General features: G+C 69.4%; 11 protein-coding genes. 5 read left to right on the top strand and 6 right to left on the bottom strand.

The genetic code is table 11. The features are described 5' to 3' along the window. Position 1: 1 nt before the first annotated feature. Both ON31_RS36975 and ON31_RS26980 read right to left on the bottom strand, forming a co-directional pair. Positions 2 to 2,146, bottom strand: a complete 2,145-nt coding sequence (locus ON31_RS36975; RefSeq protein ID WP_039817589.1) for an Rv0497 family membrane protein — start codon at positions 2,144 to 2,146, stop codon at positions 2 to 4. Continuing rightward, complete coding sequence (locus ON31_RS26980) at positions 2,143 to 3,150, bottom strand: Ppx/GppA family phosphatase (protein ID WP_051037789.1); 1,008 nt, start codon at positions 3,148 to 3,150, stop codon at positions 2,143 to 2,145. Before ON31_RS26980 ends, ON31_RS36975 begins: the two co-directional genes overlap by 4 nt. 65 nt (positions 3,151 to 3,215) lie before the next feature. Between ON31_RS26980 and ON31_RS26985 the strand changes: the two genes are divergently transcribed. From ON31_RS26985 to ON31_RS27000, 4 genes are all read left to right on the top strand, one after another. Next, positions 3,216 to 4,079, top strand: a complete 864-nt coding sequence (locus tag ON31_RS26985) for a DUF3109 family protein (RefSeq protein ID WP_051037790.1) — start codon at positions 3,216 to 3,218, stop codon at positions 4,077 to 4,079. A gap of 172 nt (positions 4,080 to 4,251) precedes the next feature. Further along, entirely contained in the window at positions 4,252 to 4,701 is a 450-nt protein-coding gene (locus ON31_RS26990) for a hypothetical protein (protein WP_063821576.1), read from the top strand. Between the two features lie 13 nt (positions 4,702 to 4,714). Beyond that, positions 4,715 to 5,149 carry a hypothetical protein gene (locus ON31_RS26995; protein ID WP_039817590.1) on the top strand — a complete coding sequence of 145 codons (435 nt, stop codon included), beginning with the start codon at positions 4,715 to 4,717 and terminating at the stop codon, positions 5,147 to 5,149. A 240-nt stretch (positions 5,150 to 5,389) separates the two neighbouring features. Continuing rightward, positions 5,390 to 5,704 carry a hypothetical protein gene (locus ON31_RS27000; protein WP_039817618.1) on the top strand — a complete coding sequence of 105 codons (315 nt, stop codon included), beginning with the start codon at positions 5,390 to 5,392 and terminating at the stop codon, positions 5,702 to 5,704. A gap of 326 nt (positions 5,705 to 6,030) precedes the next feature. Here the strand turns inward: ON31_RS27000 and ON31_RS27005 are convergent, their stop codons facing one another. From ON31_RS27005 to ON31_RS27015, 3 genes are all read right to left on the bottom strand, one after another. Further along, positions 6,031 to 6,720: a winged helix-turn-helix domain-containing protein gene (locus ON31_RS27005; RefSeq protein ID WP_029926109.1), complete on the bottom strand. Its 690-nt coding sequence runs from the start codon at positions 6,718 to 6,720 to the stop codon at positions 6,031 to 6,033. Further along, positions 6,717 to 7,961, bottom strand: coding sequence for a sensor histidine kinase (locus ON31_RS27010; RefSeq protein ID WP_029926111.1), 1,245 nt, complete (start codon positions 7,959 to 7,961; stop codon positions 6,717 to 6,719). Before ON31_RS27010 ends, ON31_RS27005 begins: the two co-directional genes overlap by 4 nt. Before the next feature lie 207 nt (positions 7,962 to 8,168). Continuing rightward, a complete protein-coding gene (locus ON31_RS27015) occupies positions 8,169 to 8,594 on the bottom strand; it encodes a winged helix-turn-helix transcriptional regulator (RefSeq protein WP_255222270.1) in 426 nt (141 codons plus the stop codon). Positions 8,595 to 8,684: 90 nt separating this feature from the next. Between ON31_RS27015 and ON31_RS27020 the strand changes: the two genes are divergently transcribed. Continuing rightward, positions 8,685 to 9,335 carry an NADPH-dependent F420 reductase gene (locus ON31_RS27020; protein ID WP_039817591.1) on the top strand — a complete coding sequence of 217 codons (651 nt, stop codon included), beginning with the start codon at positions 8,685 to 8,687 and terminating at the stop codon, positions 9,333 to 9,335. Positions 9,336 to 9,352: 17 nt separating this feature from the next. On the opposite strand, the gene ON31_RS27025 is transcribed toward ON31_RS27020, so the two are convergent. Next, positions 9,353 to 10,204, bottom strand: an 852-nt coding sequence (locus tag ON31_RS27025; protein WP_039817592.1) for a CocE/NonD family hydrolase, incomplete at its 5' end; no start/stop codon positions are given.

Below are 10,204 nucleotides of genomic sequence, written 5' to 3' on the forward strand. Positions count from 1 at the left end.
CTCAGCTAGTACTGAGTAGAAAGGCTAGCGGTCCCAGCGTCACGAAGACGCCTACCACGACAGCAATCACAGTGCTGAATATGTCGTCGGTGCGACGCAGAACTCGGACGAGTGCGACGAGTCCGAGAATCACGATCATCGCCAGCGCCAGCGCAACCCACGGGAGCATTTCCCACATGCGCTCGAATCCCTTGAACAGCAACATTCCCGCGACCGCGGCGGCGGTGCTCTGCCCGCCCAGAATCAGCCATTGCCGACGATTCTCTTCCTCGTCGGATTTCCGCGGGGTGCGGGCGCGGCGGGCGCGATTGGCGACGGCGGTGACCCGTGCGACCACGGAAGTTCTTGCGTCGTCCTCGATTTCATCGTCATCCCGCAGCGGGGAATAGACCTCGGTGGCGCCGTCGTACATATCGTCCGGTTCGGCGGCGCGGGACTTGCGCCCGAACGCCCCCTTGCCGAAGGAGCGTTCGCCGGACCGTCGCGAACGGCGCGGGGCCGGTTCGTCATCGCGATCTCGCGCGTCGCGTAGCAGATCACCGGCAACCGTCTCGCCGGAGACCAGCTGCTGGTCCTGGCTGGCCAGCGTCCAGGCGGCGGCCCGGTCGTCCGACTGCGGGGTGGGGTCGGTCGCCTGGCGTCTTCGCGCCGACCAGGCGGGCAGCTTGCCCGCGCCGGAGCGGTCGCCGCGCGGCGCGGGTTCGTCGGGCTCGTCCTCGTCCCACGCCTCCGCCTCGGGGCGCGCGTCCGCTCGCCGCTCCTCGGCATGTCGCCGTGCGGAGCGGGACATGGGCGCGGCGCCTTCGCGCGGTAGCGCTTCGGGCTCCTGCGCGCCCCAGCTCGGTAGTGCCGCGGCCGCCGGGGCGCCGCGGAAGGGACGCACCTCGGTGGTCTCGTCGTCGGGATCGAAGCGGCGACGGCGACGGCCGCCCGCTTCGGTCGCCGGGGTTCCGGCCGCGCCCGACGGCACCGCGTCCTCGCCGAAGCCACGCGCACCGGGTTCGGCGGGCGGCTCGCCGAACCCGCGTGGGCCCGGCTCGCCGAAGCGACGCCCGCCCGCGCCGGGGTCACCGAAACCGCGGGCATCGGGTCCGGGCTCACCGAAACCGCGGGCACCGGCACCCGGCTCACCGAAACCGCGCGCGCCCGATTCGCCGTAACCACCGGTGCCCGGTTCACCGAAACCGCGAGACCCGACACCGGGCTCACCGAACTCGCGTGCGCCCGGCTCGCCGAAGCCACGCGCACCCGGCTCGCCGAATCCACGCGCGCCGGGCTCACCGAAGCCGCGGATCTCCGATTCACCGAACCCGCGTGCGCCGGCGTCGCCGAAGCCGTATCCGTTCGCACCGGATTCCCCGAAGCCATGCGCGCCGGCCCCCGGCACACCGAATTCGGGCTGCCCGGCAGTGTCGGACGCCTCGGATTCGAGATCGTCGAGCGGGTCGGGCTTGCGACGGCGGCCGCTCTTCGGCCGCTCGGCTCCGTCCAGGCCACCGAGGTGCTGCGCGCCGTAGCCGTTGCCGTTCGCCCCGTGCCCGTTCGCGCCGTAGGAGCTCCCGTTGGCGTCGTAACCGTTCGACTCGCCCGCGTCGCCGTAGCCATTGGCCTCGGCCGCTTCCCGGCGGGCGCGGCGGCCACCGGGTGTGCGGCCGGATGCCCCGTAACCGTTGGCGGCCGGGGTTTCGGTGGGCGGCCAGTCCAGCTGTCCGGGCGAGTTCCAGTCGTATTCCGACGACTGCGCCGACGCGTCCGGAGTTTCGGTGGGGGCGAGCGGATCGTAATAGGAGATGGGACCGGAAAGCGGAGAATTCTCCTGTTCGGAGCCCGACGAGTAGCCGAAATTCGACTCCTGCGCGGGTGTATCCAATGAATAGTTCGAGTAGTCCGGATAATTCGAGAAGTTCGAAAAGTCCGATTCCATCGACGCGGACGCGGCCGCCCCGTCGGCCCCGATTTCGTCATCGGGTGCCGCATGCGAGGAGGAGCCCTCCCGCACCTGCGGCATGTCGCCGGTCAGATCCGCCACGGAGATGCCGCGGCCGCTGCGCCGACGCCGCCCGCCCCCGCCGGAAGCGGAGGAGCCCTGCTGGCCGTTGCGGGCCAGCAGTTCGGCGACGGACAGCTGGTTCGAATCGTCGGTCATCGAATTACCGTTTCGATCGGGGTGCCCTCCAGGGGCGGACGAGCATCAGATTGTGCCCCACCAGCTATCGGTTCGCTATCCAAGTCGGTATCCAGTTTTCGCAGGATCAATCCCTCCCGCAGTGCCCAGGGGCAGATTTCCAACGTATCCAGCGACAGTGCCCGCATACTCGCCTCCGCGACCAATGCGCCAGCCACCAGTTGCTGTGACCGATCCGAACTTACGCCTTCCAATTCTGCCCGGTCGGCGGCCGTCATTCGAGAGATGAAGGCGATCAGCTGACGCAGACCGGAACTGGTGAGCGTACGCCGCACCCGCGGACCCGCCGCCGAGGGGGCGGCGCCGGTCAGCCGGGCCAGCGAGCGGAACGTCTTCGAGGTGCCGACGGCCAGGTCCGGACGGCCGGGTTCGAGCAGCTGTTTGGTCGGAATCACCAGTTCGGCGTCGAGCCAGTCGCGCAGCACGGCCACCCGGCGCTTGCCCGGCGGGTCGTGGCGCAGCCAGTCCCGGGTGAGCCGCCCGGCGCCCAGTTGCAGCGACAGCGCCACATCAGGGTCCTCGTCGGCACCGTTGCTCATCTCCAGCGATCCGCCGCCGATATCCAGGTTGAGGATCCGCCCCGCGCTCCAGCCGTACCAGCGGCGCACCGCCAGGAAGGTGTTGCGGGCCTCGTCGACACCGCTCAGCACCCGCAGGTTCACGCCGGTCTCGGCGCGCACCAGGGCCAGCACCTCTTCGGAGTTGGTGGCCTCACGCACCGCCGAGGTGGCGAAGGGCATCAGCTCTACACAACCGGAAGTCTTTGCGATGCTTGCGAATTCGGCTACGGTGCGGGTGAGCCGCGCCGAACCCTCCGGGGTGATCCGCCCCCGGTCGTCCATATTCTCCGACAACCGCAGGGTCGCCTTCGTAGAACTCATCGGCAGCGGATGGCCACCGCGATGCGCGTCCACCACCAGCAGGTGGACGGTATTGCTTCCCACATCCAGGACACCGAGCCGCACAAGAACACGGTACTGGGTGTGGCGTCCCTTCAGGCGCGGCGACTGAACTGTTAGCGTTCCGCGGTGTGACGGCAGGCGCATCCGCGAGCGGGCCCACCGGGCTCCGATCAGCGGCGAAGATCGATCCAAGTCCCGAGGTCGAGCTGGACTTCCCCCGAGAATGGATCGAGTTCGTCGACCCAGCAAATGACGAGCACCTGATCGCGGCGGACCTCACCTGGCTGCTCTCGCGTTGGACGTGCGTATTCGGCACCCCCGCATGTCAGGGCATCATCGAGGGCCGCATCGACGACGGTTGCTGTTCACACGGCGCTTTCCTCTCCGATGCCGACGACGGCAAGAAACTCCACCGCGGTGTGAAAATGCTCACACGCGAGGACTGGCAACTGATGGACGAGGCGGTGGACGACACCGGCAAGGTCCGCAAGAAGCTCTACCTCGAAGAGGACGAACTCGACGACGAGCCCGCCCTGCGCACGCGCCGGATCGACGGCGCCTGCATCTTCCTGAACCGCCCCGGCTTCGCGGGCGGCATCGGCTGCGCCCTGCACAGCATGGCCCTGCGCAAGGGTCTGGAGCCGCTCACGGTGAAGCCCGAGGTGTGCTGGCAGCTGCCCATCCGGCGGGTGCAGGAGTGGGTGGACCGGCCCGACGGGGTGGAGATTCTCAAGACCTGGATCACCGAGTACGACCGGCGCGGCTGGGGGCCGGGCGGGCTGGACCTGAACTGGTACTGCACCGGGTCGCCCGACGCGCATGTGGGGACGCGGCCGGTCTGGCAGGCGTACGCGCCCGAACTGATCGAGCTGCTCGGGCAGCCCGCGTACGAGGAGCTGGCGCGGCACTGCAAGCGCCGGGAGGGGCTCGGCATCGTCGCGGTGCATCCGGCGACGGCCATCGCCGCGGAGCGGGCGGCGCACGAGGACTGAGCGAGACCGGTCATGCGGGCGGACGCTGCGCGTTTGCCCAGGGTGCCCGCCCCGCATCCGAGCAACCAAGCGGACGCTTGCTTGCGAATTTTCCTGAAACGTCCACATTTCACAGAGGTGTTCGCTTACGGTGCGGAAGCCCACCTGCGTGGGCCGCACACAGGAGAGCACCATGCGCATCAACACCCCCCGGAGAGCCGCCCGCGCGGGCGTCGGCCTCACCGGATTCGCCGCCGCGGCGGCCGTGGCCGTTCTGACGGCACCCGCCGCCTGCGCCGCGGTCGAGACGGTCACGGTCGAAGGATCGACCTTCCGCGTCGGCGGTGAATACACCATCTCCGCGACTCTCGGCGGCGCGTCCGCGGGTCTGCTCGTCTACTTCAGCGACAACGGGGAATTCATCGGCGCGCCCAAGGTGCCGTGGCCGCCGGGGCAGTCCAGCATCACCTGGAAGCCGGAAACCGCTGGGCAGCACATCATCACGGTCGAACAGGGCGGCAGCCACCGGTCCGTGACGGTGGATGTGAAGCAGGCTCCGATCGGCTCCGGAAGTTCCAGCACCGGAAGCGGTTTCGGCCCCGGCGGACCGCTCGGCAGCGGCAGTAGCGGCACCACGGACTGAGGACGGATATCCCATGAGCCTTCTTTCGCGCCGGATCGGCACGGGCATAGCGGGTTTCGCGGCCGCGGCGACCATCTCGGTCTTCGCCGCACCGCAGGCGAGCGCCACCGTCGACTCGATCACGGTGTCCGGCAGCGACCACGTGATCGACACCGCGTACCAGCTGAGCGCGAAGCTCAGCGGGGCCGGGATCGGGCTGCTGGTCTACTGGTCCGACAACGGCGAGGACATCAGCGGCCCCAAGGTGCCGTGGCCGGTCGGAGAGGCGCACCTGAGCTGGACGCCGACGACCCCGGGCCGCCATCTGATCACCTGCTCGCAAGGCGGCAGCACCAAGACCATCGAGGTCTGGGTGCGCGATCCCTCCCAACCGGATCCGGGTGGGCCGGGCACCCCCGGCGGCACCGGCAGCGCCGACGGCCTGCCCGGCCTCTTCGGCAGCAGCTAGCGCGGCCACGGCCCGACTCTTCGGCAGCAGCCAGCCCGGGGTCACGGCCCAACTCCTCGGCAGCAGCCAGCCCGGGGTCACGGCCCGCCCCCTCGGCAGCAGCCAATGCGAATCACGGCCCGCGTGCGGTCCCGGTTGCGGGCTGCTCGCGGGCCGGGACGCGGTGTGGTGAGTCATCCCTAGCTCGGGTGACACCTTCCGGCTATCGCGGGTTCACCGGGCCCTGTTATGAATCCGCGCATGATCAAGAAGACGTTCGCCGCCGCCGCGCTGGCCGCCGGAGCCCTACTGGCTCTGGCCCCGGGCGCGGGTGCGGAACTGCCTCCCGAATACTCCGACCGCACCGCCGATTTCGTGCCCTTCGACTCCCCCGCCGCCCTGGACGCCGCCAAGAACGGCAAGTTGCTGATCATCAGCCCCTACGGCACCTCCCGCATGATCGCCTGCAAGGGCGAGGGCATGGACGTCTACGACTGCGCCCAGGACGACGACTTCGGCGGCATCTGGCTCGAGCCGATCGACACCCCGCTCGGCAAGGCATGGACCTCGTTCTGAGTCCCGCTTCCCGCGCATCGCGCCCGCTTCGATGACTCGAAGCGGGCGCGATGTGTAGAGGGTCGTCCACCACGGCAACTGCGCGGGATAGCCGGCTACGGCCACGACACCGGGCCGGATGCGCCAGCGGGAAGCGCTGTGAGTGTCGGCTATCGCGCGGACCCGACACACCTCGACCTGGGGCGGACTCACTCCCACGGCGGTCACGGGCACTGCGGCGGACAGCACGGCGACCACAGCGCGCGGCGACGACAGTGGCGGCGTGGCAGTGACAGCGCGACCTCGCGCCTGCTCCGGCTTGCGGAACAGGCGCGGTGGTTCCGGGACTACGCCTCCAGCTTGTAGCCGAGGCCGCGCACGGTGACCAGGTGTTCCGGTTTGGCGGGGTCGGCTTCGATCTTGGAGCGCAGCCGCTTGACATGAACGTCGAGGGTTTTGGTGTCGCCGACGTAGTCGGCACCCCAGACGCGGTCGATGAGCTGGCCGCGGGTGAGTACGCGGCCGGAGTTGCGCAGCAGGTATTCGAGCAGGTCGAACTCCTTGAGCGGCAGGGTGACCGGTTTGCCGTTGACCTGCACGGTGTGGCGGTCGACATCCATGCGGACGGGACCGGCCTCCAGCACGCTGGTCTCGGTGCCGTTGTCGGGTTCGTCGCCGACGCCGCGGCGCAGCACGGCGCGGATGCGGGCGATGAGTTCGCGCGAGGAGTACGGCTTGGTCACGTAGTCGTCGGCGCCGAGTTCCAGGCCGACCACCTTGTCGATCTCACTGTCGCGCGCCGTCACCATGATGACGGGCACGCTGCCGCGAATCCGCAGCTGCTTGCACACGTCGGTGCCGCTCATGCCGGGGAGCATGAGGTCGAGCAGCACGATGTCGGCGCCGGAGCGGTCGTATTCGGCCAGTGCGGCCGGCCCGTCGCCGACCACGGCGACTTCGAACCCCTCCTTGCGCAGCAGGAACGCGAGCGGATCGGCCAGCGACTCCTCGTCCTCGACGATCAGCACTCTCGTCATCGGGTTGCCTCCACACCGTTTGTTCTGGCCCGCCCGGCGGGGCGCGGGCCGGTTTCCTTCTTCCCCGCCGGAGCCCCGGCGGACGTCTTCTTCTCGCTCGGCGCGGGATCGGCCGGGTGGACCGGTATCCGCAGCGTGAACGTCGAGCCGGTGCCCTGTTTGCTCCACAGGGTGATCTCACCGTTGTGGTTGGCGGCCACGTGCTTGACGATAGCCAGCCCGAGCCCGGTTCCCCCGGTGGCGCGCGAGCGTGCCTTGTCGGCGCGGAAGAACCGCTCGAAGACCCGCTCCTGGTCTTCCTTGGCGATGCCGATGCCGCGGTCGGTGACGGCGATGTTCACGTAGCCGCCGCGCAGTGACCGGCTCACCGACACGTGCGAGCCGCGCGGCGAGTAGGCGATGGCGTTCTCCACCAGGTTGGACAGGGCCGTGATGAGCAAGGTCTGGTCGCCGAGCACCTCGAGTTCGCTGTCGCGGTCGGTGCTCACGGTGATGCCCGCGGCCTCGGCGGCGGTGCGGGAGCGCTCGATGGCCTGGCCGACGATGGTGTCCACGGAGACGGCCTCGAGTTCGGGCAGCTTCTCCGCGCCCTGCAGGCGCGACAGCGCGATGAGTTCGGTGACCATCTTGCCCATGCGCCGGGCCTCGCCGTGTAGTCGTTCGCCGAAGTGCCGCACGGAGTCGGGATCGTCGGCCGATTCCAGCAACGCCTCGGCCAGCAGGCTCATGGCCCCGACGGGGGTCTTGAGCTCGTGCGAGACATTTGCCACGAAGTCGCGGCGGGTGGCCTCCATGCGCGCCTGCTCGGAGTCGTCGTCGGCGAAGAGGACCACGAAGTTGGGGTTCTCCTGCGACAGCGGCCGGGCGACGCCGCGCACCGCGAGCCGGCCGCGGCCGGGCATGGGGTGTTTGGCGGTGATGTCGAAGTCGACGTCGTGCCCGGTGCCGAGTACCTCCTGTACGGCCAGCCAGGCGCGTTCGTCGAGCAGCCGGTCGCGCACCACGCCGAGTTCCTCGGCGCGGGGGTTGACCAGCACGACATCGCGGTATTGGTCGACGACGGCGATACCGCTCTCGGAGGCGAGCACGATGAGATCGAGCACCTGCGACATGGTGAGGCCGGATTCGTCGGCGGCGCGGCGGGCCTGCCGCGCGTTCACATAGGGAATGAGCAGTCCGCCCACGGCCAGTCCGACGACGGCCGCGAGGACTGCCAACAGCACGGCCTGTGGAACGCTCACACTGTGAATCGTACGGTCGCCAATAGGTGTCCAGACCCCGGGTGCACTAAGTTTCGTGCAGGTCACGGGCACTTTGGCACACGTTAGCCCACCGTTCACACAGTGTTGGGGAACGGTGCGATGGTCCGAAATCGCGCCCCTACCAGCCGGTCCGTACGTTTCAGATCAGGGCAGGTCCGGCATATCGGGCACGGCTAAGCGACATGCTCAGTCGTCGAAATCACCTCCGTACATGGATGCGCGAACCGTGTCGCCGTGCCGGCCCACCCACGCGCCGAGAGCCAGGATGGGCGGCAGCAGATCCCGACCCGCTGGCGTCAGCGAATACTCCACGCGCGGGGGCGCCTCGGGGTAGCGGTGACGTTCCACCAGCGCCATGCGCTCCATGCGCCGCAGGGTCTGGGTGAGCATCTTCTGGCTGATGCCGCCGATCGCGCCGCGCAACTGCACCGGCCGCAGCGGACCGTCCCGCAGCGCATAGACGATCACCAGCAGCCAGGAATTGTCGAACAGGTCCAATATCAGCCGCGCCGGACAGTCCGATTCCCAGTCGCCGTAGGGCGCGAACTCGACCCGTTCCGCCGAATCCGGCGCCCGCGTCGGGGGCGCGGTCGCCCCGGTGCTGATGCTCACCGTTCCAGCGTGCCAGCGGACATGGGCACCCGCGAGTGCCTTTCGGAATTCCTACCGTCGTCGGACGTCGACAGGACTGGAGGAGTTGATATGCGAATCGGAATCATCGGAGCCGGACAGATGGCACGAGCATTGGGCGGCGGCTGGGCCGCGGCCGGACACGAGATCGTCATCGGTGCCCGCAGCGTCGAACGTGCCGCGGAAGCGGCCGATGCCATCGGCCACTCCGCGACAGCGGGCGGCATCGAGCAGGCGACCGAGTTCGGGCAGACGATACTGCTCGCGCTCCCCGTCGCCGCGCTGAGTGACGTGCTGCGCGACCCGGACGGATTCCGGGGCCGCACCATCATCGACTGCACGAATGCCTTCCGCCCGGACACCGGAGGTTTCACCCTCACCGAGCCGGCGGTGGCGGAACGCATCGCGGCCGAAGCCCCGGGCGCGCACGTGGTGAAGGCGTTCAATGTGTGCGCGGCCGAGGTGTGGGCGGCGGACCTGCGCACCTTCGAGGGGCGGCCGCTGACCGTTCCCCTCTGCGGTGACGACACCGAATCGCTGGATCGGGTGGCCGCCCTCGCGGAGGATCTCGGACTGCGTCCGGTCCGCGCGGGCGGCCTGGCCCAGGCGCGCTATCTCGAGGCGGCCGCCGCTTTCCTTGTCGGGCAGTGGTTCTCGGGCAACGACGCCCGCGCGATGTTGCCCCCGCTGGAGCACGCTTTCGCCGTTCCCGACGGTGCGTAGCCGGCATCGGCCGTCCGCTACCAGCCCGAATTCCCCTGCACCGGAATGTTGACGAAGCTGGGCTCGGACGGGTCGAGCAGCAGGTGCTGCGGGCGTAGTTCGGTATCGGCGGTGATGGCGGTGGGCGGCAGGCCCTTCGGGAAGTTGCCCGCGTAGACGTCCACCCGCAGCCGATGCCCCGGCTGGAGTACGGCCTCGACGCCCGCCACCGAGATGTCGAGTGTCACCGGGACGCCCGGTTGCGTCGGCTGCCGGGTGTCGAGCGAGAGGTCGGGCACCGGGTCGGTGTAGTCACCGCCCGGCAGTCGGGTGCTGCGGGATTCGTCCAGCTGCCGCAGCGAGGCGACGAGCTGGCCGGTCGACAGCGTGGTCGAGCGGCCGTCCGGAGCGACATCGTTGACGGTGACGGTCCAGTAGCCGTCGGCGGCGTCGTGCACGGTCCGCAGCCGCACCGCGATCGGACCGGAGATGGTGGTTGTCTCGGCCACCGGAGCGCTGGTGAAGGTGAGGCCGTTGGACTCCCAGATGCGGGAGTCCTTGCCGCAGGCGTCGATGATGGACGGGATGCCGACCAGCTGCTGCGCCGCGTCCCGTGAGCACAGGCCGGTGAGACCCGGTGCGACGGTGAGGGTGTCGACGCTCGGGTGCGGCGCGGTGAACAGCGAACCGTCGTGCACGCTGTGTGCGCCGGTGCCGCTGGGCGGGGCCGCGAGATACATGCGTCGGTATTCCACCCCGGGCCGCGGGAACGACGGCAGACTGACCCAGCCACCGCCCTGCTGCTTGACCGTCACCGGCCCGAACGAGTCGATGCCGTTGTCGATTCCCTTGAGCCACTTGTCGAACCACGCGTGCTGGAGCACGTCCAT

It is taken from the genome of Nocardia otitidiscaviarum NBRC 14405, from assembly GCF_000308635.1.
Lineage (GTDB): Bacteria > Actinomycetota > Actinomycetes > Mycobacteriales > Mycobacteriaceae > Nocardia > Nocardia otitidiscaviarum.

Coding starts and splice junctions, on each gene's coding strand:
- ON31_RS27020 (WP_039817591.1), top strand. CDS start 8,685: ATGCGAATCGGAATCATCGGAGCCGGACAGATGGCACGAGCATTGGGC.
- ON31_RS26995 (WP_039817590.1), top strand. CDS start 4,715: ATGAGCCTTCTTTCGCGCCGGATCGGCACGGGCATAGCGGGTTTCGCG.
- ON31_RS26990 (WP_063821576.1), top strand. CDS start 4,252: ATGCGCATCAACACCCCCCGGAGAGCCGCCCGCGCGGGCGTCGGCCTC.
- ON31_RS27005 (WP_029926109.1), bottom strand. CDS start 6,720: ATGACGAGAGTGCTGATCGTCGAGGACGAGGAGTCGCTGGCCGATCCG.
- ON31_RS27000 (WP_039817618.1), top strand. CDS start 5,390: ATGATCAAGAAGACGTTCGCCGCCGCCGCGCTGGCCGCCGGAGCCCTA.
- ON31_RS36975 (WP_039817589.1), bottom strand. CDS start 2,146: ATGACCGACGATTCGAACCAGCTGTCCGTCGCCGAACTGCTGGCCCGC.